The sequence below is a fragment of the Actinomadura sp. SCN-SB genome (genome assembly GCF_043906805.1).
GTDB lineage: Bacteria > Actinomycetota > Actinomycetes > Streptosporangiales > Streptosporangiaceae > Spirillospora.
In genome coordinates this window covers 98,219-123,758 of sequence record NZ_JBIMPP010000007.1, presented here as the reverse complement: position 1 = coordinate 123,758, position 25,540 = coordinate 98,219, and the positions used below count along the sequence as shown (strand labels likewise).

Below are 25,540 nucleotides of genomic sequence, written 5' to 3'. Positions count from 1 at the left end.
CTGGTCTTGTCGGGAAATGTGCGGGTTGTGTGAAGAACTCCGGTGGTCAGGGCCCGATCGGCCAGGTGTGGACGGGCTCGTTGGAGTGCATCCGCCGGGCGTAGCTTTGCGTCATCAGCCGCAGCGCCTCGGGCCTGGCGGTGCCGAACGACTCCTCGATCGCCTGCACGGTCTGGATCTGCCAGGACGCGCCGGTCTGGCCGCTGGCGCAGCGTCCCTCGATGATGCCGAGCAGGCGGTCGCGGCGGGCGGGGTCGACCCGCCAGCGGTCCAGTCCCTCGTACGCCTTCGGCAGCAGCGTCCGCTGCACCAGTTCGGCGGCGGGCACCTCGCCGATGCCCGGCCAGTACAGGATGGCGTTCATCCCGTCCCTGGCGGCGCGGCGCAGGTTCTCCTCGGCGGTGGCGAACGACATCCGCGTCCACACCGGGCGGTCCTCCTCGGCCAGCGCCCGGACGAGGCCGTAGTAGAAGGCGCCGTTGGCGACGATGTCGGCGACGGTCGGGCCCGCGGGCAGCACGCGGTTCTCCACGCGCAGGTGCGGCCGCCCGTTGACGACCGCGTAGATGGGACGGTTCCAGCGGTAGACGGTGCCGTTGTGGAGGCTCAGCTCGCCGAGTTCGGGGATGCCGCCCTCGTCGAGGACGGCCACCGGGTCCTCGTCGTCGCACAGGGGCAGCAGCGCGGGGAAGTAGCGGGTGTTCTCCTCGAACAGGTCGAAGACCGAGGTGATCCAGCGTTCCCCGAACCACACCCGTGGCCGCACGCCCTGCGTCTTCAGTTCCTCGGGACGCGTGTCGGTGGACTGCTCGAACAGCGTGATGCGCGTCTCGTGCCAGAGCCGGTGCCCGAACAGGAACGGGGAGTTGGCGGCCATCGCGACCTGCGGTCCGGCGATCGCCTGCGCGGCGTTCCAGTAGTCGCCGAAGGTGGACGGGGCGACCTGGAGGTGGAACTGGACGCTGGTGCACGCGGCTTCGGCAAGGATCGTGTCGGTGTGCATACGCAGCGGCTCGGGTCCGTCCACCGCGATCCGCATCTCCTCGCCGCGTGCCGCGAAGATCTGGTCGTTCAGCATCTTGTAGCGGGCGTTGGCGGAGATCGCCTCCTCGCCGATGTCGGAGCGGCGCAACGTGGGCAGGATGCCGACCATCAGCAGGTGGGCGCCGACCTCCCGGGCCCGGGCGTCGGCGCGGTTGAGGTGGTCGCGCACCTCCTTCTCCAGCTCGCCGGTGCCGGATCCGCCCAGCTCCCGCGGCGGGATGTTGATCTCCAGGTTGAACTGGCCCAGCTCGGTCGCCCAGGCCGGGTCGGCGATCGCCTTCAGCACGTCGGCGTTGCGCATCAGGGGGTCGCCCATGGCGTCGATGAGGTTGAGTTCGATCTCCAGGCCGATGCGCGGGCGCTCGAACTCGAACTGGGACTCGCCGAGCATCCGGGCCAGCACGTCCAGGCAGCGGCGGACCTTGCCGCGGTAGCGGCGCCGGTCCTCTCCGCTGATGGCGATGGGGGTCACGTCTCTACCCATTTATCCCGTCCCGTCCGGTAGGGGTGCTATGACAAGCGATGTCCCATTGGCCGGGCGCGAAAACCCCGGCACCGCGCCGGATCCGGTGATAAACGAGTGACCGCGACGCTTCCGCAGGTAGTGGGATATTCCGGTATGACACGGCGGTACGTTGGTTCGAGCGCCCGCGGCCTGTCACCCCTCCTCCCCGACCCCGATCACGTTCCACGAGAGGCACCGATGCGGCTCCGCCCCCGGTCGATCCGTTCGCGTGACACGCTGATCGCCGCCGTCCTGGCCGCGCTGGCGTTCACCGCGGTCGCGGCCGGGATCGACCTGGCGGTACGGGACGCGATGCGGAACGACGTGCTGGAGGAGACCCAGCGGTCCGCGCGCCGGGTCAGCGCCGCCGTCCGGGAGGGCGCCCTCGCCGGCCCGGTCATCCCGAACGACTCCGGGGACGCCGACGACCCGGGCGGACGGGACCGGGTCCAGGTCCAGGTCGTCAGGCGCGGACGGGTCGTCGCCGCCACCCCCGGCGCCCTGGGGCGCCCGCCGGTCAGCAGGCTGTGGCCGTCCAGCGACGAGCGGATCGTGGACGCGATCCGGTGCACCGGGCGTGGACCCGGCGGCGACTGCACGATGCTCGTGGTGATCCGCACGACCACCGCCCCCGACTCCGCCGTCGTCTACGCGGCGCGGCCGATGCCGTCGCTGCTGGTGACCGGCCTGCTGGAGGTCCTGCTCGGCGTCGCGGTGCTGGCGCTGTCCGGGCTGATCGCCCGGGTCACCTGGCGGGTCGTCGGGCGGACGCTGCGTCCCGTCGAGCAGATCCGCGCGCAGCTCGCCGAGATCAGCGCCACCGACCTCAGCCGCCGCGTCCCCGAACCCGGCGGCGAGGACGAGATCGCCCAGCTCGCCCGTACCGCCAACGAGACCCTGGACCGGCTCGAACGCGCCGTCGCCCGGCAGCGGCAGTTCGCCTCGGACGCCTCCCACGAGCTCCGCACGCCGATCGCCGGTCTGCGTGCCAACCTTGAGGACGCGTCGATGCACCCCGACGACACCGACCTCGAAATGGCCATCGCCTCGGCCCTCCGCGACACCGACCGCCTGGAGTCCATCGTCACCGACCTGCTGCTCCTGGCCCGCATCGGCACCGGCGGCAGCGCCGCCCACGAGACCATCGACCTCGCCGAGCTCGCCGCGTCCGAGATCCGGCGCCGCCCGTCCTGCCTGCGGGTCCGCACGCGGCTCACCGAGGGGCTGACCGTACGGGGCGTCCGCATGCAGCTCGTCCGCCTCCTGGACAACCTTCTCGACAACGCCGAGCGGTACGCGGACGGCGAGGTCGAGATCGAGGTGTGCCGGGCCGGGCCCAACGCGCGCCTCACCGTCACCGACGACGGCCCCGGCATCCCGCCCGCCGACCGCGAACGCGTCTTCGAGCGCTTCACCCGGCTGGACTCCGCCCGCAGCCGCTCGGCCGGCGGCACCGGCCTGGGCCTGGCCATCGCCAGGGAGATAGCCCAGGCCCACTCCGGCTCCCTCGTCATCGAGGACCACCCGAAGGGCGCCCGCTTCGCCCTCCACCTCCCCCTGTCCCCCTGAGACCTTACGAAGGACGCCAGACAGCGCGACCGGTAGGGGCACCGGCCGCGCCGTTGCTGCGTGTCCTCCACTACAAGCACACCGCGCCTATATGGTGCGAAGTGCCCTTTCCCCGCGCGGCCCTACAGTTTCCTTGCCTGCGCCCGAACCCGCTCCTGGACGAGCTCCGCCCGCAATGCCTCCGGCGTGGGATGCATTAGCGTCGGCGTAATACCTGCACCTGGATCGTGCAGGCTCGCCACCCACTCACCTGGCCTTCCGTCCGACCGAACGGACCGCCATATGCGGTGCCCGATGAAGTCCCGCCGAAGCTCTTCGAGCGCCCCTTCCTCGGGCTGTCCGAACCTATCCATGAGGAAAAACTTTCCTGTCGCGAGAACCTGCCGAAAATGCTGTGACCACCCTCACAGATGTGATTACCCTGTGGAAGGTCTCGGACACCACCGGCGATACACCCCAGCGAAGATCAATCAAACCCGGCCGTTCAGGTTCGACCACGGGAGGCCCCCATGCCAGCACGCTCCGAGCCCTACGACGCCCCCGCCGTCATCACCTTCGCCACCGAACTCGAAACCTGGCGCACCCAGGCCGGTCTCACCAAGACCGAACTCTCCAAGTCCCTCGGCTACACCGACTCGTACGTAGGACAAGTCGAGTTGTGCAAGAACCTTTCTTCGCAGAAATTCGCAGAAGACCTCGACACGTACTTCAAGACGAACGGTCTCTTCCTACGCCTCTGGGAGCGGATCGACGAGACGAGACACCTCTCCACCCTCCCGCCCGGCTTCCCGCAGTACCTCGACTACGAGACCCGCGCCGAAACCATCCGCAACTCCAGCCCGAACCTGATGGGCGGGCTCCTCCAAACCGAGAACTATGCGCGCACCATCTTCGGAAGAAGTCCGAGCCTCGACGACGTGGAGCGGTGGGTCCACGAGCGCATGAAGCGCCAAGAGATCTTCACCCGCGACAACCCGCCACGAACATGGTTCATCATGGACGAGGCAGTCCTGCGCCGGATCGTCGGGAGCCGCGAGATCATGCGCGAGCAGCTCGCTCATCTCCTGGAATTCAGCGAGCGTCCCACCAACATGGTCCACATCGTGCCGCTCAACGTCGGCTACCACGAAGGGCTCGGCGGAGTCTTCACCATCCTCGGCATGGAGGACGGGGGCAACATCGCGTACACCGAATCCTGCGGTGAAGGCGTGCTCCTCAAACAGCCCCCACTGGTCGCAAGGCGCCTCGTAGAGTACGACTTGGTGCGAAGTCACGCACTACCTGTAGAAGAGTCGCGGGTTTTGATCAAGACCGTGATGGAGGAGCTATGAGCCTGAACGACCCGACGGCGGTCCACTGGCGCACGAGCAGCCGAAGCGACCATCACGGAGGCGAATGCGTGGAGATCGCGAACCTGGCCCCCATGATCGCCGTCCGCGATTCCAAGGACCCGGATGGTCCCAAGCTGACCTTCACCATGTCCGCCTGGAGGGCGTTCACTGGCCGTATCAGGGCTGGCGAGCACGATCTCACCTGAACTTTCGCGCGTTCGGCCCACGGCTCTGGACTGAGGCCCGGGCGGGACGTGAGGGCGGTGGCGGGGTCGGCGATGGGCGCGGCCGTATCGTCGCCTGGCTGGACGGGACTCGAATGTTCCGGCCTTGTCTCCCCGGGGCGGTGAACTCGCGGCCGGTCGGGGGCGTCGATCTCGTTGAGCCAGGAGAATGGGGGGTCATGGGCACCTATCTGATCACGGGGGCGACCGGGGGGATCGGCGCGGCGGTCGCCGGGCTGCTGGCCGAGCGCGGGCACGAGCTGATCCTGACGGGACGGTCGCGCGAGCGGCTGGAGACGCTGCGGAACAGCATGGCGTCCGGGCGGCACGGGCGGACGCAGATCCTGGTGCGGGAGCGCAACGGGGAGCCGGGCGGCGTCCGCACCACCACGCCGGGGACGGTGGCCCGGGTGATCCCTCTCGACCTGTCCGAGCCCCGGCGCCTGGAGGCGGCGCTCGCCGCGGCCGGGCTTCCGGACCGGCTGGACGGGGTGGTGCACAGCGCGGGCGTGGTGGACCTCGGCGCGGTGGCCGATCAGGACGCCGACCACTGGATCGACCAGCTCATGGTGAACCTGGTGTCGGCCGCCGAGCTGACCCGGATCCTGCTGCCGGCGCTGCGCGCGGCCGGGGGACACGTGGTGTTCGTCAACTCGACGGCCGGGCTGCGCGCCAGCCCCATGTGGTCGGCGTACGCGGCGAGCAAGTTCGGGCTGCGGGCGCTGGCCGACTCGCTGCGCGCCGAGGAGCCGTCGCTGCGGGTCACCTCGTTGTTTCCGGGACGTACCGCCACGGAGATGCAGCGGAAGGTCCATGCCCAGGAGGGGCGGCACTATGACCCGGCGCGCTTCGTGGACCCCGCCACGGTGGCGCGGGCGCTGGTGGCGGCCCTGGAGACCCCGGCGGACGCCGTCGTGTCCGACATCACCGTCCGGCCGCACTGAGCCGTACCGCCACAGGCCCCCGGAAGCCTCAGGCCGCGATTCGGCGATCCCTGCCGGTGTCGCGGCGCAGGATCCAGGACCCGAGGACGCCGCCGATGAGCCCGAACAGGTGGCCCTGCCAGGAGATGCCGGGGTCGCTCGGCAGCACGCCGAAGATCATGGTGCCGTAGAGGAGCACGACGCCGATGGCGATGCCGAGGTCGAGCGGCCGCCGCTCGAACAGCCCGCGGCCCAGCAGATAGCCGAAGAAGCCGAAGATCAGGATGCTGGAGCCCAGCGTGTTGGCGGAGCTGAGGAACCACACGCCCAGCCCGCCGACCACCATGATGATCAGGCTGGTGACCAGGAACTTCGCGATGCCCCTCGCGGCGGCGAGAAAGCCGAGGATCACGAACGGGATGGTGTTGCCGATCAGGTGGCCGAAGCCGCCGTGCATGAACGGGGCGGTGAAGATGTCGGGCAGGTCGCCCACGTCGTGCGGGGTGATGCCGTAGCTGTCCAGCGCGCCGTTCAGGATGTAGTCGGCGATCTCCAGGACCCACATCGCCGCGGTGACCAGGCCGATGATGATGGCCGCCGACATGGCGCGCACGCCATGCGTCGCGAGCCCTTCGGAGCGGTTCTTCTCAGGGACCGAGGGATAGCTCATGTTCGCCCGCCGTCGAGGTGAATGACCCAGCCGTCATTATCGGCAACGCTTTCGCACCGCGCATAGTGCCCGCGAAACCCCGTTCCGACACCAGGCGGGGGCGGTCAGGCGGCGGAGGCGGTCGCGGTGTCCTCGGGGTGGTCGCCGCGGACGACGATGGCGGGCAGCCGCCTGCGGGGCGGGGCGTCGGCGGAGCGGCGCAGGTGGCGGCGCTCCTCGGGGGTGGTGCCGCCCCAGATGCCGTCCGGCTCGCCGACCTTGAGCGCCCAGGCCAGGCAGTCGGCGGTGACGGGACAGTTGGCGCAGATCGCCTTGGCCCTGCGCTCCTGCTCGCGCAGGATCGGGGCGGAGTAGCCGATCGGGAAGAACAGGTCGGGGTCCTCGCCACGGCAGATGGCGTGGTCGCTCCAGTGTTCTTCGTTGTCGACGTGCTGCATGTCTGCTCCCTGCGGCGTCGCCACTGACGCCGGCGCGCTTCCGGGGTGGGATGCCTGTCGAACACAGCGTAGTACTACAAGCTGTAGTACTACAAGTTGTTGGAGCAAGGACTCACGGTAGCGGCCCGGTACCCTTGGTACGTGCCGCGTGATCAAGAAGTGACCTTCCGGGAGGCCGTGCGGGCGGATCTCCCCGAGATCGTCCGGCTGCTGGCCGACGATCCGCTGGGGGCGACCCGGGAGACGCCCGGCGAGGTCATCCCGGACGCCTACTACGCCGCGTTCGACGCCATCGACAAGGACCCCAACAACGCCGTGATCGTCGCCGAGATCGACGGCGCCATCGCCGGCACGATGCAGCTCACCTACATACCGGGGCTCACCTACACCGGCGGTGAGCGCGCCCAGATCGAGGGCGTCCGCGTGGCCAGCGAGCACCGTGGACGCGGCGTCGGCCAGCTCCTCATCGGCTGGGCCATCGAACGGGCCCGCGAGCGCGGCTGCCGCGTGGTGCAGCTCACCACCGACCGCCAGCGCCCCGACTCCATCCGCTTCTACCAGAAGATCGGCTTCCGCCCCTCGCACATGGGGATGAAGTACCACCTCAGGTGACCCGCGTCCCGCTCGCGACCCCCGGTGAAGGCCGAGGTCGGCGGGGGCCTGGCCGTCGCCCCCGCGCTCGGAAGACGTCTGTCACCGTTCACCCCGGCGTGTAATGCTGGCCATAAAGATCTGCTAACCAGCGCCGACGCGTGGTCGAGGAGCCGGACCGTGGCCGTGAAGCATGTCGAGATCGAGCGTAAGTACGACGCCTCCGCCGATTTCACCGTTCCCGAGCTGACCGGGCTGCCCGGCGTGGCCGCCGTGGGAGACCCGGAGACGCATCGGCTTCACGCCACCTACTTCGACACCGAGGACCTGCGGCTGGCCGCGTACGGGATCACGTTGCGCCGCCGGCGCGGCGGCCCGGACGCGGGCTGGCACCTGAAGATGCCCGCGGGCCCCGACAGCAAGGACGAGCTGCGCGCCCCGCTCGGCAGGGCCCAGGCCGTCCCGGCACGGCTCGCCACGCTGGTCGCCGCGTACACGCGCGGCCGTCCCCTGCGCCCGGTGGCGACCCTGGAGACCGACCGGACGGTGCTGCGGCTGCTGGACGCGTCCGGCGGCGTGCTGGCCGAGGTCGCCGACGACGCCGTGACGGGACGGGTGCTCCTCACCGAGGGCGCCGTGAACGGGCGGGCCACGGGCGACCGCTGGCGCGAGATCGAGGTCGAGCTGGACGCCGGCGACCGCGCCCTGTTGAAGGCCGCCGGGAAGGCGCTGCGCAAGGCGGGCGCCCACCGCGCCGCCTCTTCCTCCAAGCTGGGACGGCTGCTGGACGGCGAGATCAGGCGCCCGACGCCCAAGGAGGCGCTGGGCAGCGCCCTGGCGGAACTGGACGGCGGCGAGCCGACCGCGGGGCAGGCCGTGATGGCGTATGTCGCGGCGCAGGTCCAGGCGCTGCTGGCCTTCGACCCCAAGGCGCGGCTCGCCGAGTACGACGCCGTCCACAGGATGCGCGTCGCCACCCGCAGGCTCCGCAGCGTCCTGCAGAGCTACCGGCCCGTCCTGGACCGCGAGCGCACGGACCCTCTGCGGGACGAGCTGAAGTGGCTGGCCACGGAGCTGGGCGAGGTGCGCGACCTGGAAGTGCTGCGGATGCGCTTCACCGACCGGGTCGCCGGGCTGGACGACATCGGCGAGCCCGCCTGGCTGGAGGAACTGGCGAAGGCGGAACGCTCCGCGTACAGGCGGCTCAACGCCACGCTCAAGAGCGACCGCTACTACGCCGTGCTGGACGCGCTGGAAGGGCTGGTCGCCGACCCGCCGCTGGGCGCCAAGGCCGGGCGGAGCGCGGCCCGCGAGCTGCCGCGCCTGGTCGAACGCGCCTGGGGACGCCTCGCCGAGACCTACGCCACGATCGGGACGTCCGAAGACCCCGAGACCGCCCGGCACGAGACCCGCAAGGACGCCAAGCGCGCGCGGTACGCGGCCGAGGCGGCGGTCGCCGTGCTCGGCGACCCGGCGGCGCGCGTCGTCAGGAACGCCAAGAAGCTTCAGGAGGTGCTCGGCGACTACCAGGACGGCGTGATCGCGAGCCGGCACCTGAAGGACGCCGCCGCGCGGTCCACGGACACCGCCGACGCCTTCACCCTGGGCGTGCTGTACGGGATCGAGCGGTGCGAGGCTGGCGCCGCCCTGTCGCGGCTGGAAGGGACGTGGGCCTCCATCCCCGCCCCGTCCCTGCGATGACCGGCCGTTCAGGAGGCGTGGCGTTCCATGGCGGCGATGGTGGGGGCGCCGCCCTCGCCCGCGGTGAGGTGGGCCGCCCAGAACGCGCCCTTGCGCAGCGACGGCTCTTCGGGGACCTTCTCGCCCAGATGCCGGCAGAGCGAGGTGATCAGCTCCGACACGATCTCACCGTGCGTGCACACGATCGCGGGGACGCCCGCGTCGGCCAGTTCGAGCAGCCGGTCGCGGGCCAGGTCCGGGTTGGTCTCGTCCACCGTGAAGGCGGGGTCGGTGAGCATCGTGCCGCCCAGCCGCCGCGCGTACGGCAGGACGGTCTCCACGCACCGGGCGGTCGAGGAACTGATCGGGCGGGCCGGTCCGTAGGCGGTCAGCAGCTCCGCGAGCCGGACCGCCTCCGCGCGCCCCTGGGCGTCCAGAGGGCGCAGCTCGTCCGGTCCCTCCCACCGGCTCTTGTCCCCGGCGGACCCGTGCCGCAGGATCAGCAGCGGCCAGGTGTGCCGCGGCCCGGCGCCGAACTCGCGCAGCAGGTCCACGTCGTGGGAGTAGGAGAGCAGTTCCGCGGCCTCGGCCAGCGGCAGCCATTCGAGCCGGTCGACCTCCTCGTTCGGAACGGAATGCTCCGTGGACAGCGCGGCCTGCCGGGCGGCCCAGTAGTCGACGCGCTTGATCCGGTCGTCCTTGGGATAGATGACGGACGGCAGCCGGCGCCCCAGCCGCGGCACGATCCCGGTCTCCTCCGCGACCTCGCGGACGACGCCCGTCAGCACATGCTCGCCGCTCTTCAGCTTGCCCTTGGGGAACGACCAGTCGTCGTACTTGGGACGGTGGACCAGCGCCACCTCCGGACCGGCCACCCGGGTGGCGCCGTCGCGCCACAACACGGCGCCCGCCGCCTGGATCGGCTCGCGCTCCTGCTTCGCGCCGGGCGCCTTGGAACGGCCGCCCTGGCGGCGCCGCTCACCCATCGACCGTCCTCCAGCGCCTGCTCCGCACCAGGTACGTCTGGATGTCCTGCAACGGCTCGTCGGTCATCTCCGCCCGCCGCGTCCAGGTCCCGTCCCCGGCAAGCCACCAGGTGGCGGTGCGGTCGTCCATCGCCCGGTCGATCAGGTCGATCAGCTCGGCGCGATGCACCCGGTCGGTCACCGTGACCAGGGCCTCCACCCGGCGGTCCAGGTTGCGGTGCATCAGGTCGGCGCTGCCCAGCCACACCTCGGGGTCGCCGCCGTTCTCGAACGCGAACACCCGGGAGTGCTCCAGGAACCGGCCCAGCACGCTGCGCACCCGGATCGTCTCCGACAGCCCCGGGATCCCGGGGCGCAGCGCGCAGATGCCGCGCACCCAGATGTCCACCGGCACGCCTTCCCGCGAGGCCCGGTAGAGGGCGTCGATGACGTCCTCGTCCACCACCGAGTTGGCCTTGATGCGGACGCGCGCCGGACGTCCCGCATGGTGGTGCTCGATCTCACGCTCGATCCGCCGTACCAGCCCCGACCGCAGCCCCTGCGGCGCGACCAGCAGCCGGTTGTAGGTGCTCTGCCGCGAGTAGCCGGTCAGGTGGTTGAACAGGGCGCTGACGTCCTCGCCCACGTCCGGGTCGGCGGTCAGCAGCCCGAAGTCCTCGTACAGGCGGGCCGTCTTGGGGTGGTAGTTCCCGGTGCCGATATGGCAGTAGCGGCGCAGCGAGCCGTCCGCCTCCTGCCGGACGACCAGCGCGAGCTTGCAGTGCGTCTTCAGCCCCACGAAGCCGTACACGACATGGCAGCCGGCCTTCTCCAGCTTGCGCGCCCAGGCGATGTTGGCGCGCTCGTCGAACCGCGCCTTCAGCTCCACCACGACCACGACCTGCTTGCCGGCCTGGGCGGCGTCGACCAGGGCGTCCACGATCGGGGAGTCGCCGCTGGTGCGGTACAGCGTCTGCTTGATCGCCAGCACCCGCGGGTCGTCGGCCGCCTCCTCGATCAGCCGCTGGACGGTGGTGGTGAACGAGTCGTAGGGATGGTGCACCAGCACGTCGCGCTCGCGGATCGCGCCGAAGATGTCGGCGTCGGCGGGCAGCGCCTCCTTGGAGGGGACGAAGGCCGGGTAGCGCAGCTCGGTGCGGTCCAGGTCCGCGATCGCCGACAGCCCGGCCAGGTCCAGCGGGCCGTCGAGCCGGAAGATCTGGCCCTCCTCGATCTCCAGCTCGGTGGTGAGCAGGTCGAGCACGCCGTCGGAGATGGAGTCCTCCACCTCCAGCCGGACCACCGGGCCGAAGCGGCGGCGCAGCAGCTCGCGCTCCAGGGCCTCCAGCAGCCCCTCGCTGATGTCGTCGTCGATCTCCAGATCCTGGTTGCGGGTGACCCGGAACGCGTGGTGCTCCACCACCTCCATGCCCACGAACAGCTGCCCCAGGTGCGCCGCGATCACGTCCTCCAGGGGCGTGAACCGGTTGGGGGACGCCTCGATGAAGCGCGGCAGCACCGGCGGCACCTTCACGCGGGCGAACATGGTCGCCTCGGTGTTCGGGTCGCGGACGATCACCGCGAGGTTGAGCGACAGCCCGGAGATGTAGGGGAAAGGGTGCGCCGAGTCCACCACCAGCGGCGTCAGCACCGGGTAGATCCGGTCGCGGAACAGCCGCCGCATCCGTTCCCGCTCGGTCTCGGCCAGCTCGTCCCAGCGCAGCAGCTCGATGCCCTCCTTGGCCAGGGCGGGCAGGATGTCGTCGCGGAAGGCGGCGGCATGCCGCAGCATCAGCTCGCGCGCCACGGCGGAGGTGCGCTCCAGCACCTCCCTGGGCTGCCGTCCGCTCGCGGACTGGACGGCGAGGCCGGTGGCCATCCGCCGGGCCAGGCCCGCCACCCGGACCATGAAGAACTCGTCCAGGTTGCTGGCGAAGATGGACAGGAAGCGCACCCGTTCGAGCAGCGGCAGGCCGGGGTCCTCAGCGAGTTCGAGGACGCGCTGGTTGAACCGCAACCAGCTCTCCTCGCGGTCCAGGAAACGGTCCTCGGGCAGCTCATCGGCGCCGTGGGGGAGAGGTCCTGGCTCGATGCTCATGACGGTGATAATCCCCGATCAAGATGAACGAGAGTGGAACTTTGATGTTGCGGATGTTTCAGTGCTGGATTGGATACGCGGTTCATGCCCGCGGTTCCGTGGAGCAACCGATCGCGGCGGTCGTTCCTTCGCGCACGGCTCGGTCACGCCCCCGTGTCCGTGGGGCGCGTCGCCGCTGTGAACGTGCGATTCCTCCACTACAAACAGGGTACGTCGCGGCGAATCAGGCAAGTCAGATCATCAGACGCTATGGAGTGCTATCCGGTGATCTAGTCCTGGCGGGCGCCGCGTACCGTATGCGCTCATGAGGGGAAGCGACCTGTTCGTCTACGGAACGCTGCGGTTCCCCGAGATCCTGGAGATCCTGCTGGGTCGCGTGCCCGCGCTGTCACCGGCGTCCGCGCGGGGCTGGCGGGTGCGGGCGCTGCCCGGGGTGGCCTATCCCGGGATGGTCGCCGATCCGGACGGCGTCGCGGACGGGGTGCTGCTGGGCGGGCTGACCGAGGCGGAGTGCCGGCTGCTGGACGCCTACGAGGACCCCGAGTACGAACCCACGCTCATCACGCTGGACGGTGGCGGGCGGCGGGCGCGCGCCTATGTCTGGACGGGCCCGACCGAGCCGTACGACTGGGATCCCGTCCATTTCGCCGAGCACGAGCTGGCCCGCTTTCTCATGCACGCCTTCGACGTTCTCGGCGACCCGGTCCGGCGCCGGATCCTGGAACTGCTCGCCGACGGCGAGCGGGCGGCGGGCGAGATCAGCGCCGTGGTGCAGGAGGAGTTCGGGATCTCCCAGCCCGGAGTGTCCCAGCACCTGCGGGTGCTGCGCGAGAACGGCTTCACCACGGTGCGCGCCGCCGGGACCCGCCGCCTGTACTCGGTCGACCCGGCTCCACTCCGCGAGATCGACATCTGGCTGGAGCGCTACCGGCGGTTCTGGACGCAGCGGATGGACGCCCTGGACACCGAGATCGCCAGGGGAAGGCGGGAGCGCGGGCAGCGAGGCGACGGCCGGGTCTCGTCCGCGCAAGAAGGCGCGGGGGAAGAAGGCACGGGCTCCTGACGCGCGTCGCCCCGAAAACCGCAGGAGAATTTGTCAGACCCATGGGGAATCATTCGTGGTATGAGCAGAGACTCCCATTCGGGGTTGCAGTGCCCGCACTGCCGCACGCATCTCACGCTCGTCGCCGCTCCGGGCCAAGACTCCACTTCCCCACTCCTGCCGCCGCCTCCCGTCCCCGCTCGCGAGGAATGGACCCCGCCGCCCGTCGGTGAGGTGCTGGCCGAATACGCACACCGATCCATTGACACCGCCACGGCACGCCGTGGCGCCGCACGCGTCCGCGACAGTTTCAACAGGGCCCGTCAGGCCGCCGCGCAAAAGCGCAACGAACAGAGGGCCGCCCGGCGCGGCGGGGCGTCCGGAGACCATTCGCCTCCGGACGCCGCGCCGCCGGGCAAAGCGCCTTCGGGCAGGTCAAGCCCGCGTCGAGCGGCTCCGGGCAAGGCCGCGGGCGATGCGGGAGGCGCGTTCGGAAGCGCGGTGATCCGCAGCGCCTGACACGGGCTTTCAGGAACCGGGGTGGTGACGCGGAAGGACGAGCAGCCGCTCCAGCCCGCAACGTTCAATGAGCATTCGCACCTGTGGCGAGACGCCGGACAGCCGCAGCGTGCCCCCGCGTTCCCGCACTTTCTTGGCCGCGTACACCAGGACGGACAGGCCATAGGAGTCGCAGAAGGAGAGATCGCGGAGATCGAGCGCCAGCAACGGCCGCTCCTGCGCGGCCAGCGTCTCGTCGATCGCCGTCCGCAGCGTTCCGGCGCGCGCGAGGTCGAGTTCCCCGCTGAACGTCAGCACCCGCCAAGACGCCAGGGCATCCGCTCTTGTGGACATCGCCCCTTGCGGCATGCCGCATCACATCCCCCCATGTCGGCGCTTTGCGTTCCCGTCGGCCCCGTCCAGTAATCACCCTTCACTCGGTGACCTGGTGTCATAGGGACAACATCTGACCGCCGCATTACCTCGATCTCACCTTTCGGACACCCGCGTCCCCTCAGCCCCGCCCCGTAGCGTCCGCCGTGGCCGCCGCACCGGTATGCCGGCACGGACGGGGTGTGTAACAGTGGAGGGCATGGTCGCCACGCCGGGTCAGGGAGCCGCCGAGTCGGCGGCCGCGCTCGACGAGGTGGCCGGAAGCCTGATCGACGTGTGGGCGCGGACGCACAACGCGCCGGACGTGCCGGTGCCGGCGACCCAGTTACGGGCGCTCTTCGTTCTGGAACGGGGCCCGGTGAACATCAGCAGCCTGGCGACCGAGATGGGCGCCCTGGTGTCGTCGGCGAGCCGGCTCTGCGACCGGCTGGAGGCCGGGGGCCTGCTGCTGCGCGACCCGGGCCGTGACCGGCGCGAGGTCACGGTACGGCTCACCGCGGAGGGGCGGGAGCTGCTCGACCGGCTGGGGCGGCGGCGGCGCGAGGAGCTCGCGCGGGTGCTGTCCACGATGTCGTCCCCCGCCAGGAACGCCCTTCTGTGGGGGCTGGCCCAGTTCCACGAGGCCTCGGTGACGGGGCAGGACGGCGAGGGCGAGTCCTCCTTCCCGATGCCCGCCTGAGGCCGCGTGCGCGCCCGGCGGAGCGGGCACGCGCGGAACGCGCCGGAAGCGGTAGTCGCGTAACCGCTATTTCCCTGGTTCGGCACCGCTTCCGGGTTGCCTGGTTTTCCGGGATTCATTGGATATCCAGCCGGATCTCGATAATTTCGTGTGGCAAAACTGCATGGCCTTGCTGGAATTCCGCGCACGGCCCCGGTGACCGGCGTTAGCATCCCGGCAGTACGGTGACCGTCCATGGGCATTCCGGGGGAATGTGGAATGCGTTCGGCTTCGGGGGGAATTGTTGACGCTTCGTGAACGCGCCGTCGTGGCCGCGCGCCCGGCGGGGGCGCGCGTCCTCCTCTCGGCCGGTGCCGCGGCGGCGCTGGCGCTGGCGGGCGGCTGCACGGACGCCCCCGAGCGCTCCGCCGCGGCCAAGGGAGCGGACCCGTCGGCCGCGCCGTCCGCCGAGGTGCCCGAGGCCACGACGCACACGACCGTGCACGGGGCTCCCTACGACCTGGCGCCGGCGTCCCCGGCGGGCGGGCTCGTCGTCCACCCGATCACCCGGCAGACGGTGCTGGACGCGCCCGGTGGCCGTCCGGTCGCGACCCTGCCCACCACCCAGCTGGGCAGCCCGACCTGGGTCCCCGTGGTGAGCCGGTCGGGGGCCTGGGTCCAGGTGCTGCTGCCCAGCAAGCCCAACGGGTCGACGGGGTGGATGTCCACCGCGCAGGGCGGCCTCCGCACCGCGCGCACGTCCTACCTGGTCAAGGTGGACGTGTCGCGGCGGCGGCTGACGCTGCTGCGGTCCGGCAGGACGGTCGGCCGATGGACGGTCGCGGTCGGCGCGCGCCGCACGCCCACGCCGGCCGGGCGGACGTTCCTGCTCGCGCTCCTGCAACCGTCGAGCCGCACGCCGAGCCCGTTGCTCATCCCGCTGGGCACCCATTCGGCGACCCTCGACAGCTTCGGCGGGGGTCCCGGCACGGTGGCCCTGCACGGCTGGCCCGACCCGTCGGTCTTCGGCAAGGCGGTCACCCACGGCTGCGTCCGGGTCCCGGACGCCGCCCTGCGCGCCCTGTCCCACGTACCGCTCGGAACCCTCGTGCTCATCACCGGCTGAACGGCGCCGAACGCCGTCCGGCCTCAGATATCCCGAAAGAGGAAACCATCATGCGTACCCGCACGTCTTTTGCCAGAGCGAGCCTGCTCGCCACCGTCACCGTCACGATGGCCGCGGCCGTCACCGGCGTCGTCATGGCGCCCGGAGCGCGCGCCGACAACGGTGGGGAGGAACGCAGAACGCAAGGCTACGGCTCGTCCGCCTACGGGCTGTCGCTGACCGGGCCCATCCCGGTCCAGCCGTTGCCCTCCGTCTGGTCGGCCTCGTCCGAGGTGCGCAGGAGCGTGCTGAAAGAGAACAGCACCCGGCTGCTCAGCGCCAAGGCGCTGGAGAGCGGCGCGGCGGCCGGCCGGGCCGACGCCACGGTCAGTGACCTGCGCATCCCCGCCCTGGAGCTGATGGCCGAGGCGATCACGGCCAAGTGCGGCATGGGCGGGGCCTCGTCCCGGCTGGTCAACGCCAGGCTGGCGGGGCAGCCGCTGGAGTCGGCGCCCCGTCCCAACACCACCGTCCCCGTGAAGCTCCCCGGCCTGGGGCCGGCGTGGGTGACGCTCAACAAGCAGGAGCGGCTGAGGGACGGGCGGCTGTCGGTCACCGGGATGGAGACCTCGATCCCGCTCGGGCCGCTCGGCAGGGAGACCGTCAAGACGGCGAACGCCGTCTGCGGCCATGGGAAGTGGGCGCACGACCACCCCTGGGAGGCCACCGAGCAGGACTCCTCCTCCGGCGAGTCCGCCGCGGGCGGCCCGGCTCACGGGCAGCAGCCCGCCGCTCCGGCTCCCAAGCCGTCCCCGGTGCGGGGCGACCTCGCGGTGACAGGCTGATCCCCGTTCCGTGCGACCGCCCGGCCGTTCTCCGGCCGGGCGGTCGCCGTTGTCGTCGTCGTGCGGTGCCGCGGTGCTTAGGCGGTGGGTGCGGTGCTGTGGCGGTGGGTGCGGGGCTTGGGGTGGGGGTGCGGGGCTGAAAGCGGGTGCGGGGCTCGGGACGGTTCCGGTCGTGTCCCTCACGCTCGGGCGGCGGCTAACCGGCCAGGGACTTCTCAAAATGAACGATCGCGCCGTTCCTGTCGGCGCGATCGGTGATGTCGAGTTCCTCGGTGAAGGCCCTCATGAGTTGCAGGCCCCGTCCGTTCTCGGAGATCGGTAGGACACCGCGCCCGCGTTCCCAGACCGTGGTGTCGCCCGATCCTCCGCCGTCTATCACGTCGACCACGACCTTCGTGCCGTCCATCTGCGCGCGGACCTCGTACTCGCGGCTGTCGTCGGCGTGCTGGATGACGTTCGCGCACGCCTCGCCGACCGCCAGCGCGATGTCGGCGCGGACGTCGGAGGTCACGCCCAGCCCTCGCAGCGACGCGTCGAGCGTGTGCCGTACCAGCGGCGCGCTTTCCGCGGCCCGTGGCAAGGTCATCTCAATAACGACCTCCATGGCACCCTCCATCCTCCTTGATCGACCAAGGTTTCCCGGCCCGTCCGGGAGAAAACAGCATGCGGCACCGCTCAATCGCATACCCGGCGGTTGCTCGCCGAATCGTTAAGACCTGCCTGTGTTTCCCCTCGCCGCCGTAAAGCAATGGCCGGTCCGGTGGCCTCCGAGCGATCGGAGCGGGACGCGAAGTTCATCCGCCTTGGCCGGCAAAAGACCGGGAATTATGTGCGCGGGAACCCGTGCCGGCGCGGGCGGAGAACGCGGCCGTTTCGGCTATTCCGGTTCAAAGAGGAGGCGGACGATCGCCCTCTTGAACTCCAGGAAGGCCAGCGACTCGCCGCCGAGTCCGTGCAGCGCCACGAGCAGGGCCTGGAGGCCGCCGGGATACCCGAGGCAGGTCCTGATGATCTCGTAGACGTCGGCGCGCGCGGTGCGCGAACGGGGGATCACGCCGGCGATGTCCCGGGGCAGCGCCCCCACCGCGCGTTCCCGCTCCGGCTCGCTCATGAGCTGGGCGATCTCCAGCGCGCGGTCGACCAGCTCGAACAGCACCGGGGGCGGCACGTCGCCGCCCGCGTACCGGAGGTCGCCGAAGCGTCCCAGCCCGGCCGGGCCGGAGATCTCCTCGGGCCGCACCGTCCGCGGCGCGAGATCCTCCGGTGTCCGCACCAGCGTGCCCGTGCCCGGCTCGGCGGGCAGGCCGGGCGGCGGGCCCAGTCCCGGCAGCGTGGCCCAGGCGGTCTCGCGCAGCTCCTTCACCGCGATGTCCAGCGGACGGTAGTCGTGCCGGTTGAGGAGCCCCCTGCCCTGGCTGACCACGTCGTCGTAGACGCGCCGCGTCACGATCAGCGCCAGGTCCGCGCCCGACGCGCTGAGCACCCGCTTGAACGGCCCGGCGTCGAGGATCCGGAACGCGTCGTTCACGGCCTTCCCGACCACCCCCTGGCCGTCCCATTCGACCGGCCCGGTGTTGACCGCGACGCGCAGCGGCATCCGCGTCGCCTCGCTGGAGAACTCGTTGTGGCGGCGCACCTCGGCGCGCAGCCGGAACGCGATCGAGGTGATCAGCAGGGCGGTGTCGACGTGCGGCGGGACGATCAGCATCACGCCGTCGCCGCGGTCCTCGCGGTAGCAGGAGTCGAACGGGCATCCCTCCGCGTCGAAGGCGGTCCGCAGCGCGGCGTACAGGGCCTGCCGCAGGTGCGCGCGGGCGGCGTCCCCGCGGGTCGCGGCGCCGAACGAGGCGATGTCGCAGACGAACTGCGAGCAGAGACCGGACGGGCGCCATCCGCCGTGGTCGTTCGGCGGGGGGGAGGCGGCCGCCGGGGGACGGTTGTCGGAGGGCGGTTCCGGGGCGTAGGTGTGCACGTCGTCCCCTCGCTGCTACAGGGATGGGAGGTCGATGTCGCATTCGAGGAGGTCGTCCCGGGCCGCCGCCCGTACCTCGGGATGGCCCTCGCCGAGCAGTCCGCTCAGCGCCTCGCGTGCCGCTGTGCCGGTGCCGGGGTCCGGCGTTCCGGACAGGGCGCGGCCGATGACGGCGAGGTTGTGGGCACAGGCCAGTGTGTACGGATGGCTCGGGCCGTGCCGGGCCTCGAAGCCGTCACGGGTGCGGGAGGCGAGGTCGTGCGCGGCCTGGAGTTCACCGAGCAGGTAGAGGTCGTTGGCCATTCCGGCCGCGCCGCACAAGGCGTGGAAGTGGTCGCGGCCCGGCCCGCCGTCCCGCTCCAGGGCGGCGACGGCGTTCCGGTCCAGTTCCAGGGCGGCCTGGACGTCACCGACGCGGCGCATGACGGACGCGAGGTCGATGGCGCAGGCGCTGGTGAACGGATGGTCGTCGCCGAGCGTCCGGCGATAGCCGGACAGCGCCTCCTCCGCCAGGACGCGGCCCAGCCCTGGGGCACCGGCGGCGGACCCGGCGAGGGCGGCGGTCGTCTTGGCCGCGAGCGTGGCGGGGTGGTCGGCGCCGAACCGCCGCAGGTGGGCATCCACGGTCTGCTCTGCGAGCCGTGCCGCGTTTGTGAGCCGTCCGGCCTTGCGTAGGGTCGCAGCTCGGGTTCGCTCCGCGTGCAGGACGAGCGCGTGGTCACGGCCCAGAACGTCGAGTGCCGGAGTGAGGACCGCATCGAGCCTGCGCAACGCCTCGTCGTACGAGCCCAGCGCGTGCAGGTCCCTGGCGAGGCGCTGGGTGGCTTGGACGACGTCACGGTTCACCGTTCCGCCATCGTGCACGGCGCTCAGCCGGTCGAGCAGCGTGGCGTCCTGGACGTGCGCCTCGTGGAACCGTCCCAGCAGGTAGAGGCCGGTCGCGACCTGCCCGGCGGCGTGCAGAGCGTTCGGATGGTCGCCGCCGTACCGCTGCCGCGTCCGTCTCCAGATGGCGTCGTCCAGGTCGTAGGCGGACGCGAAGTCGCCCTGGTGGCGGAGTCCCCGCCCGCCTCCGAGGCGTCCGGCGGCGAGCAGGACCGCCGTGTCGTCGGGTCCGTGCGTGGTGCGGAGGCTCCGCAGGATGTCCTCGGTCAGGGCCATCGCCTCGGTGACCTGTTTGGGACGGCCGCTCGCGTACAGGACGTCCGTGAGGACGCTCACGGCGTCGAGAACGAACGCGTCGTCATCGCCGTGACGTTCCCGCCACCGTGTCACGGCCTCCTCCGCGAGCGCGCGGCACCCCTCGAAATCGCCCGAGTGGTAGAGGAACCGCGCCTGGTCGACGAGGACGGCGCGGGCGTCGTCCCCGTCCGCGCTGACGATGTCGGACGAGGCCAGGTGCGGTGTGATCGACGCACGGGTCGTCCAGGTCGCCTCGTCCTCGGGGCCGCTCGCGGGGGTCATGGCGCTGAGTCGGGCGTGGACGCGCTCTCGTGCCTGCACGGCCGTTTCCTCGGGGAGCGCGTCCCTCACCGCCTCGCGCACCCACCTGGGAACCAGGAGGGACCGGGTTTCCTGATCCATCCGGCCCAGGTCCAGGCGATCGAGCGTGCGCGTCATGGGCGGTGGTCCGGCCTCGCCGGGGCGGCCCGGCGCATAGCCCGCCGGGCCGAGGTACGAGCATTCCGCCAGCAGGCCGTGCGCGTCCGGGTCACGGCGGGCCAGCCCGTCGAGGGTGATGCCGAGGGCCGCGAAAGGCCGGTTCTCACGCGACTCCGGCGGCCGTCGCTCGGAAAGGCGCAGCCGGAAGAGCCAGAGGTAGTCGTCGATGCCCTGACCGGTGGTCGTGATGTGAACGGCGGCCTGCACCAGGGCCGCCGGGGAATCGCCGAGGACCTCCGCCAGCGTTCCGGCCTCGGCCTCGGACAGGCCGGGCATGCGCCGCCGCAGGAACGAGACGCTCTCGGCACGCGTGAAGGTGTCCACCTCGACCGCGGTGGCCACCCGGCTCCACGGCCGGTCCCGCGAGGTCACCAGCACGTCCCCCACCGCGTCCGCGGACCGCGGCATCAACGGCATCAGCGGTGTGAGCTCGGTAAGGTCGCCCGCGTCGTCGTACACCAGCAGCCAGCGGCGCCCATCGGGAAGGCCGTTCCGCAGTGCGTGGAGGAGATTGGCGACCGTCACCGAGAGGTCATCGCTGAGCGGTGTGCCCAGGCGGCGTGCGAGCCTGCCCAGGGAGGCCCGCACCGATCTGCTGTCGCCCGCAGGGATCCACCAGACCAGGCCGTACTCGCCCAGGTGCGCATGCACCAGTTCCAGCGCGATCTCCGTCTTGCCCAAGGCACCGGGCGCGCTGGGGAGGAGAACGGTGGCGGCGCCGTCGTCCCGCAGCGATTCCCACACGCGCGACATGAGGTCGGCGCGTCCATGGAAGAACGGATTGCGCGGAGGCAGGCCGCCCAGAAGGGACGGTGCCTGCGACCCTTTCTTAGGGGGCCGCGCCTGAGTGTGGCCGTTGCGTTGCGCGTCGCTGGTCCCGTTCCGCCGGGCCGACTGGCTGAGGAACCGGGCGACCTCTCCGTAGGTACCGCCCAACCGTGCCAGGACACCCGTGGCGACCTGCGCGAACGGCTGGTCGGGCGGAAGGGCGTCCGGATCCTGCCTGACGGCGGCCAGCAACGCGGGAAAGTCGAGGGTGGAACCGAGCCTGTCCCGTACCGTCCCCCACACCTCGCGCAGGACGTGCAGCGCGTCGTCACGGCGCAGCCCGCCCAGCAGGACGTCCCTGACGCCGTCGTGGAACTCGTAGGCGACCTCTGACGGGTCCTGCCGATCGGACTGCGCGGAGTCCACGCGGAGGAGGCCGCCCAGGAACACCTCCGCCAGGTGAGCGGGCGTGGACCCGGGCATCATCGTCCCCTGGACGAGGCGCATCACCGGCAGGCGCAGCGGCGCCGCCGCGAGATACCCGGCCAGCTCCACCGCCTTCGGCGACGCCGACGCGCGGAACCGCCGGACCCGTTCCCGCGCCGACGGCTCCACCACCTCGGCATCCCCTTCAGGCGCGGGCTCCGGCTCGGGAAGCGCGGCCGGGGCGGAGGGACGGCCCGTGAACAGCGCCACCCCGGAGATCTCCGTGCCGGAGCCCGCGACCATCGCGGCCCACGGCCCCAGCCAGCGGCGATCCAGCTCCAGCACGGGCACGGCGATCCCCGGCGGGACGGCGCCCGCGTGCCGATCCCGCATCCGCACCGACAGCCCGGCATTGGGCGTTCCCGTGCCGGCGGCGCGCAGCCACACCCGTTCCGTGGCGGCGGCGCATCGGCGCCACAGCCGTTGCGGCAGCGGCTGAACGATCGCGACGGAGGCGGACCGGCCCCAGCGTTCCAGCAGCGCGGCGGCCCGTCCGTCCTGCCACGCCGCGCCGATGCAGTCGCTGACGACCAGGACGATCCGGCGCGTGCCCGCGCCGCCCACGACGTCCGGCAGCTCGGCCGGCTCCGTGTCGGTGGAAGTGTCGGTGGAAGTGTCGGCGGAGGCGTCGGTGTCGAGGTAGCGGATCCGCACGTCCCGGAAGGCGCCCAGCCGTTCCAGCAGGAGGCGCAGCTCGTCGGCGGTGTGCCGCCACACGACCATGGACCGCGCGACGTCCACCACCAGCACCAGCTCGAACCGTCTCTCGGCGGCCGCGTCGAGCTGGGGCTCCCAGATGAGCGTGTCGGCGAACCGTACGGCGGTGCGCTCCTCGTTCAGCCGACCCGGCCGAGGGGACGGTACGGCGAGACGCAGCGGGCGCAGCGCGCGGGCGAGCGCCAGCGTGTGCGGGAGCGCCGGGAGCGTGGGCGCGCGGACGGGAAAGGACGGTTCACCGCCGCCCGCGAAGCCGCCCGGCAGGAAAAGGCCCGCCTGTTCCGTGGACGCCGAAGGGTCCTCGGAGGCCCGCCCGCCCCGGCCGTCGATTCCCGGCTGCGATCGCGGGCCTTGGACGTCCGAGACACGGGCGTCGCCGTCCGGACCCGTGGGCTCGGGACCAGGCCGGTCCGGAGCGGTGCCGTCCACGTCGGGCTTGGACGTCGCCTGATCGTCCGGGTCCCGCCTCGTCCCGGCCTCCTCGGACGCACCGGGTTCCGCGCGCGCGTCCGGGGCGCCCAGGAGCCGCGCGATCCACAGCACGTCCGCCAGGTCCTCCGCCGAGAGGTCGGGGTCGACCTCGCGGAGCCGGTCGGCCAGCCTCTCGATCATCACGGTCCCTTGGTGTTCAGCGGGCGCAGGATCTCGTCCATCAGCTCGTCCCGGGTGGTCTCCGGCGGGCGCGACATGGCCAGGAAGATCGCGTTGAGCAGCTGGTCGGTGGCCAGGTCCGCACGGGTGCGGCGGGCCAGGAAGTCCCTGATGACGTGCGCGTACTCGGCGTCGGCCGACGCGCCGAGATGAGCGGTGACGATGTCGGCGAGCTGGTCGCGGTCGGGCGGCTCGATCGCCACCCGCAGGCAGCGCCGCAGGAACGCGGGCGGGAACTCGCGCTCGCCGTTACTGGTGATGATCATGATGGGGAAGTCGGAGCAGCGCACCCGCCCCCGCCGGATCGTCGCCCGGCCGCCCTCGTCGGCCGTCATCACCTCCACCAGCGGCCGGTCGTCGGGAAGCCGTTCCAGCTCGGGGATGCCGAACCTGCCCTCCTCCAGCACGTTGAGCAGGTCGTTGGGCAGGTCGATGTCCCCCTTGTCCAGCTCGTCGATCAGCAGGACGCGGGGGCGCTCGCTCGGCAGCAGCGCCGTGCCCAGCGGCCCCAGCCGGATGTACCGGCCGATGTCGGGCACGTCCTCGCCCGCGTCGTCCTCGTCTCCGGAGGCGTGGCCGGGCCGCGGTCCCAGGACGCTCCAGCCCTTGCGGAGGCCGGTGTCCTGGAGCCGGGCTATCGCGTCGTAGTCGTACAGGCCGTCCCGCAGCGTGGTGCGGCTGTTGATCGGCCAGCGCAGCACCGGTTCGAGCCCCAGCTCGTAGGCGATGTTGTAGGCCAGCGTGGTCTTCCCCGAGCCCGGCTTCCCCGTCACCAGCAGCGGGCGGCGCAGGTGCAGGGCCGTATTCACCATGTCCACGATCCGCTCGTCGGTGCGGAAGGTCACCGCCCGCTCGCGGTCGCCCAGCCGGCTCGCCGCGACCGACCCCCCGGGACCGAACCGCCGCCACGGCGGAGGCGGCGGACGCCGGTCGATCCCGTCGTGCGGCTCGCGGTTGCCGTGGAAGATGCGGAAGCCGCCATCGCTCGGAGGCGCGTCGTCGCCGGGTGCGGGGTCCTGGGGTGCGGTATCGGACATCGACATTGAGCCCTCCGGGGAACGTTCAGGCGGGCGGCCTGAGCCGGTCGTACGGTTCGGGTACGCGGTCGGCGTCGTCGTAGAGCAGGGCGAGGTGCATGCCCAGATGCTCGGTCTCGTCCCTGTCGTTCGCGTCCTCAAGCGCCCCGCCCCCGGGCAGCGTCTGCGGACGCCTGTTCTGGCGCCGGTCCTGGGACAGCACCGCCTCACGGCGCAACCGGCGTACCGTACGCGGCAGCGTCGCGGGATCGGAGCCGCACAGTTCCCTGGCCTCTTCGGTGAAACGCTCCGGCGCCCTGCTCTTCCGGCACCACACCACGATGGGGACGCCGGTCTCGAAGGCGACCCAGATCTCGTCCACCCGTCCGGGCCCCTCGTCCATCGGCGGGTACGCCATCGCCAGCCCGACCGCCTCGGGGTCGGAGAGCACGGCGAACAGCCTCTCGCCGTCGTACTCGCCCGGCTCGCACACCGGATGCACCCGCGCTTCCCCCGCGCCCTCCCGCAGCAGGTTCCATTTGCTGCGCCACTTGGGCCACAGCCAGACCTCGTCCATGCGGTCCAGGCTGCGCAGGACGACCGGGTACTCGATGCCCAGCCGCCGAGGCACCCCGCCAAGGGTCACCACGAACTGGTCACAAGGCAGGTCCAGCAGGTCGCGCGGCAGCGCGAACTCGATGGTCAGCTCGCAGGGCTCGGCCGCCAGCAGGCCGCGTTCCCGGTTCAGCAGCGCCTCGACCAGCGCGGGCAGCCGCTCCACGGGCTCGGGCTCCTCGTCGCAGCGCACCATCGCGACCGTCCCGTCGGCGCGTTCGAGCCGGGCGCTGACGGCCAGGCGGTCCGGGTCCGCGCCGTCCGGACGGCACTCGAACACCAGGGACGCCGCGCGCTGCGCGTTGTCCAGCGCGGGCCGTTTCTCCGTCGCGGTGAGAAGCCGCCGCCAGTCCTGGCCCAGCCCGGTGCGTTCCGCGAACCGCGTCATCCACTCCGCGAACGCGGTCGCCACGGGCGCCTTGGCGTACCCCGCGAGCTCGTGGACGAAGCGGAGCAGCGGCGCCACGCCGTCCGGGCCGAGCGGCGCCTCCTCCAACTGCTCGATCAGCAGCCGCACGTCCACGATGTGCCGCTCGTCGTAGACCTCCGGGCGCGGCGGCGGGCCGAACTCGCCCACCGCCCTCTGGTAGGCCGGCACCAGCTCGGCGTGCTGGATCAGGGTCAGCCCCTGCCGTTCCAGGTGCTGGACGAGCTGGGCCAGCAGCCGCCGTTCCTCGGTGGTCAGCAGCGGCTCGGGCAGCACCGCGTCGGCGAGGGCGCGGGCCTCCCTGAACGCGTGGCTGCCGCGGTCGAAGAACTCCACCACGTCCAGCAGCGTCTGGATCCCGCCGGGACGGCCCAGACACGCGACGGCCAGCCCCCACACGTCGTGCAGGGCACGCTCGTCCCGCTCCCATTCGAGGGGACGGCTCAGGGTGTTCTGCAGCTCGGTGACGCACGCTTCGCGGGTGCTGCGGACGCTGAGGGCGTCGATTCGCAGCAGCGCGTCGATCAGGCGCCGCCGTTCCCCGGGCCCCAGCGTTCCGGCCGTCATTCCACACTCCCGTCCGCAGGCATGCAGAATTCCCTCGCCCCACTGGCGGCACTTAGCGTACCCGCCGTACTGATCACCATG

The 25,540-nt window shown here is 71.6% G+C and carries 21 protein-coding genes; 10 read left to right on the top strand and 11 right to left on the bottom strand.

Features of this window, described 5'->3' with window-relative positions:
• Positions 1-46: 46 nt before the first annotated feature.
• On the bottom strand, positions 47-1,528 hold the full coding sequence (locus ACGWYJ_RS06880; RefSeq protein ID WP_395104732.1) for a glutamate--cysteine ligase: 1,482 nt from the start codon (positions 1,526-1,528) through the stop codon (positions 47-49).
• 219 nt (positions 1,529-1,747) lie between these two features.
• Between ACGWYJ_RS06880 and ACGWYJ_RS06875 the strand changes: the two genes are divergently transcribed.
• The 4 genes from ACGWYJ_RS06875 (at position 1,748) to ACGWYJ_RS06860 (ending at position 5,617) form a co-directional block, all read left to right on the top strand.
• Positions 1,748-3,118, top strand: a complete 1,371-nt coding sequence (locus ACGWYJ_RS06875) for a sensor histidine kinase (protein WP_395104730.1) — start codon at positions 1,748-1,750, stop codon at positions 3,116-3,118.
• A 509-nt stretch (positions 3,119-3,627) separates the two neighbouring features.
• On the top strand, positions 3,628-4,449 hold the full coding sequence (locus tag ACGWYJ_RS06870; RefSeq protein WP_395104729.1) for a DUF5753 domain-containing protein: 822 nt from the start codon (positions 3,628-3,630) through the stop codon (positions 4,447-4,449).
• Complete coding sequence (locus ACGWYJ_RS06865) at positions 4,446-4,655, top strand: DUF397 domain-containing protein (RefSeq protein ID WP_395104728.1); 210 nt, start codon at positions 4,446-4,448, stop codon at positions 4,653-4,655. The genes ACGWYJ_RS06870 and ACGWYJ_RS06865 overlap by 4 nt, the downstream gene beginning before the upstream one ends.
• Before the next feature lie 197 nt (positions 4,656-4,852).
• On the top strand, positions 4,853-5,617 hold the full coding sequence (locus tag ACGWYJ_RS06860; protein WP_395104726.1) for an SDR family oxidoreductase: 765 nt from the start codon (positions 4,853-4,855) through the stop codon (positions 5,615-5,617).
• Positions 5,618-5,645: 28 nt separating this feature from the next.
• Here ACGWYJ_RS06860 and ACGWYJ_RS06855 read toward each other — a convergent pair whose 3' ends face one another.
• Together ACGWYJ_RS06855 and ACGWYJ_RS06850 are read right to left on the bottom strand one after the other, a co-directional pair.
• Positions 5,646-6,266, bottom strand: coding sequence for a rhomboid family intramembrane serine protease (locus tag ACGWYJ_RS06855; protein WP_395104725.1), 621 nt, complete (start codon positions 6,264-6,266; stop codon positions 5,646-5,648).
• Between the two features lie 104 nt (positions 6,267-6,370).
• Positions 6,371-6,703, bottom strand: coding sequence for a WhiB family transcriptional regulator (locus ACGWYJ_RS06850; protein ID WP_395104724.1), 333 nt, complete (start codon positions 6,701-6,703; stop codon positions 6,371-6,373).
• Between the two features lie 159 nt (positions 6,704-6,862).
• On the opposite strand from ACGWYJ_RS06850, the gene ACGWYJ_RS06845 reads away from it, so the two are divergent.
• Both ACGWYJ_RS06845 and ACGWYJ_RS06840 read left to right on the top strand, forming a co-directional pair.
• Positions 6,863-7,315, top strand: coding sequence for a GNAT family N-acetyltransferase (locus tag ACGWYJ_RS06845; protein ID WP_285700799.1), 453 nt, complete (start codon positions 6,863-6,865; stop codon positions 7,313-7,315).
• Positions 7,316-7,474: 159 nt separating this feature from the next.
• Positions 7,475-8,995 (top strand): CHAD domain-containing protein, encoded by a 1,521-nt coding sequence (locus tag ACGWYJ_RS06840; RefSeq protein WP_395104723.1) that lies wholly within the window; start codon positions 7,475-7,477, stop codon positions 8,993-8,995.
• An 8-nt stretch (positions 8,996-9,003) separates the two neighbouring features.
• On the opposite strand, the gene ACGWYJ_RS06835 is transcribed toward ACGWYJ_RS06840, so the two are convergent.
• Both ACGWYJ_RS06835 and ACGWYJ_RS06830 read right to left on the bottom strand, forming a co-directional pair.
• Positions 9,004-9,960: an NUDIX domain-containing protein gene (locus tag ACGWYJ_RS06835; protein WP_395104721.1), complete on the bottom strand. Its 957-nt coding sequence runs from the start codon at positions 9,958-9,960 to the stop codon at positions 9,004-9,006.
• Entirely contained in the window at positions 9,953-12,037 is a 2,085-nt protein-coding gene (locus ACGWYJ_RS06830) for an RNA degradosome polyphosphate kinase (protein ID WP_395104720.1), read from the bottom strand. Before ACGWYJ_RS06830 ends, ACGWYJ_RS06835 begins: the two co-directional genes overlap by 8 nt.
• A 304-nt stretch (positions 12,038-12,341) precedes the next feature.
• Between ACGWYJ_RS06830 and ACGWYJ_RS06825 the strand changes: the two genes are divergently transcribed.
• The gene (locus ACGWYJ_RS06825; RefSeq protein ID WP_395104718.1) at positions 12,342-13,100 is read left to right on the top strand and encodes a metalloregulator ArsR/SmtB family transcription factor; all 759 of its coding nucleotides are present in this window, start codon (positions 12,342-12,344) and stop codon (positions 13,098-13,100) included.
• A gap of 507 nt (positions 13,101-13,607) precedes the next feature.
• Here ACGWYJ_RS06825 and ACGWYJ_RS06820 read toward each other — a convergent pair.
• Positions 13,608-13,931: an STAS domain-containing protein gene (locus ACGWYJ_RS06820; RefSeq protein ID WP_395104717.1), complete on the bottom strand. Its 324-nt coding sequence runs from the start codon at positions 13,929-13,931 to the stop codon at positions 13,608-13,610.
• A 238-nt stretch (positions 13,932-14,169) separates the two neighbouring features.
• Between ACGWYJ_RS06820 and ACGWYJ_RS06815 the strand changes: the two genes are divergently transcribed.
• The 3 genes from ACGWYJ_RS06815 to ACGWYJ_RS06805 all read left to right on the top strand — a co-directional run bounded on the left by ACGWYJ_RS06815 (position 14,170) and on the right by ACGWYJ_RS06805 (position 16,578).
• A complete protein-coding gene (locus ACGWYJ_RS06815; protein WP_395104715.1) occupies positions 14,170-14,649 on the top strand; it encodes a MarR family winged helix-turn-helix transcriptional regulator in 480 nt (159 codons plus the stop codon).
• Between the two features lie 283 nt (positions 14,650-14,932).
• Complete coding sequence (locus ACGWYJ_RS06810; protein WP_395104714.1) at positions 14,933-15,754, top strand: L,D-transpeptidase; 822 nt, start codon at positions 14,933-14,935, stop codon at positions 15,752-15,754.
• Positions 15,755-15,804: 50 nt separating this feature from the next.
• Positions 15,805-16,578 carry a choice-of-anchor P family protein gene (locus ACGWYJ_RS06805; RefSeq protein ID WP_395104713.1) on the top strand — a complete coding sequence of 258 codons (774 nt, stop codon included), beginning with the start codon at positions 15,805-15,807 and terminating at the stop codon, positions 16,576-16,578.
• Between the two features lie 196 nt (positions 16,579-16,774).
• On the opposite strand, the gene ACGWYJ_RS06800 is transcribed toward ACGWYJ_RS06805, so the two are convergent.
• From ACGWYJ_RS06800 to ACGWYJ_RS06780, 5 genes are all read right to left on the bottom strand, one after another.
• On the bottom strand, positions 16,775-17,164 hold the full coding sequence (locus tag ACGWYJ_RS06800; protein ID WP_395104712.1) for an ATP-binding protein: 390 nt from the start codon (positions 17,162-17,164) through the stop codon (positions 16,775-16,777).
• A 291-nt stretch (positions 17,165-17,455) separates the two neighbouring features.
• Complete coding sequence (locus ACGWYJ_RS06795; protein WP_395104711.1) at positions 17,456-18,550, bottom strand: hypothetical protein; 1,095 nt, start codon at positions 18,548-18,550, stop codon at positions 17,456-17,458.
• A gap of 15 nt (positions 18,551-18,565) precedes the next feature.
• Positions 18,566-22,795: an FxSxx-COOH system tetratricopeptide repeat protein gene (gene fxsT / locus ACGWYJ_RS06790; RefSeq protein ID WP_395104710.1), complete on the bottom strand. Its 4,230-nt coding sequence runs from the start codon at positions 22,793-22,795 to the stop codon at positions 18,566-18,568.
• The gene (locus ACGWYJ_RS06785; protein WP_395104709.1) at positions 22,795-23,877 is read right to left on the bottom strand and encodes an AAA family ATPase; all 1,083 of its coding nucleotides are present in this window, start codon (positions 23,875-23,877) and stop codon (positions 22,795-22,797) included. Before ACGWYJ_RS06785 ends, fxsT begins: the two co-directional genes overlap by 1 nt.
• A gap of 19 nt (positions 23,878-23,896) precedes the next feature.
• On the bottom strand, positions 23,897-25,459 hold the full coding sequence (locus ACGWYJ_RS06780; protein WP_395104708.1) for a hypothetical protein: 1,563 nt from the start codon (positions 25,457-25,459) through the stop codon (positions 23,897-23,899).
• Positions 25,460-25,540: the final 81 nt, after the last annotated feature.

Bases quoted from the DNA above. Each gene is read 5' to 3' on its own strand.
- ACGWYJ_RS06830 (WP_395104720.1), bottom strand. From the start codon at position 12,037: ATGAGCATCGAGCCAGGACCTCTCCCCCACGGCGCCGATGAGCTGCCC.
- ACGWYJ_RS06870 (WP_395104729.1), top strand. From the start codon at position 3,628: ATGCCAGCACGCTCCGAGCCCTACGACGCCCCCGCCGTCATCACCTTC.
- ACGWYJ_RS06815 (WP_395104715.1), top strand. From the start codon at position 14,170: ATGGTCGCCACGCCGGGTCAGGGAGCCGCCGAGTCGGCGGCCGCGCTC.
- ACGWYJ_RS06860 (WP_395104726.1), top strand. From the start codon at position 4,853: ATGGGCACCTATCTGATCACGGGGGCGACCGGGGGGATCGGCGCGGCG.
- fxsT (WP_395104710.1), bottom strand. From the start codon at position 22,795: ATGATCGAGAGGCTGGCCGACCGGCTCCGCGAGGTCGACCCCGACCTC.
- ACGWYJ_RS06805 (WP_395104713.1), top strand. From the start codon at position 15,805: ATGCGTACCCGCACGTCTTTTGCCAGAGCGAGCCTGCTCGCCACCGTC.
- ACGWYJ_RS06825 (WP_395104718.1), top strand. From the start codon at position 12,342: ATGAGGGGAAGCGACCTGTTCGTCTACGGAACGCTGCGGTTCCCCGAG.
- ACGWYJ_RS06875 (WP_395104730.1), top strand. From the start codon at position 1,748: ATGCGGCTCCGCCCCCGGTCGATCCGTTCGCGTGACACGCTGATCGCC.
- ACGWYJ_RS06865 (WP_395104728.1), top strand. From the start codon at position 4,446: ATGAGCCTGAACGACCCGACGGCGGTCCACTGGCGCACGAGCAGCCGA.
- ACGWYJ_RS06880 (WP_395104732.1), bottom strand. From the start codon at position 1,528: ATGGGTAGAGACGTGACCCCCATCGCCATCAGCGGAGAGGACCGGCGC.
- ACGWYJ_RS06785 (WP_395104709.1), bottom strand. From the start codon at position 23,877: ATGTCGATGTCCGATACCGCACCCCAGGACCCCGCACCCGGCGACGAC.
- ACGWYJ_RS06855 (WP_395104725.1), bottom strand. From the start codon at position 6,266: ATGAGCTATCCCTCGGTCCCTGAGAAGAACCGCTCCGAAGGGCTCGCG.
- ACGWYJ_RS06780 (WP_395104708.1), bottom strand. From the start codon at position 25,459: ATGACGGCCGGAACGCTGGGGCCCGGGGAACGGCGGCGCCTGATCGAC.
- ACGWYJ_RS06820 (WP_395104717.1), bottom strand. From the start codon at position 13,931: ATGTCCACAAGAGCGGATGCCCTGGCGTCTTGGCGGGTGCTGACGTTC.
- ACGWYJ_RS06835 (WP_395104721.1), bottom strand. From the start codon at position 9,960: ATGGGTGAGCGGCGCCGCCAGGGCGGCCGTTCCAAGGCGCCCGGCGCG.
- ACGWYJ_RS06800 (WP_395104712.1), bottom strand. From the start codon at position 17,164: ATGACCTTGCCACGGGCCGCGGAAAGCGCGCCGCTGGTACGGCACACG.
- ACGWYJ_RS06850 (WP_395104724.1), bottom strand. From the start codon at position 6,703: ATGCAGCACGTCGACAACGAAGAACACTGGAGCGACCACGCCATCTGC.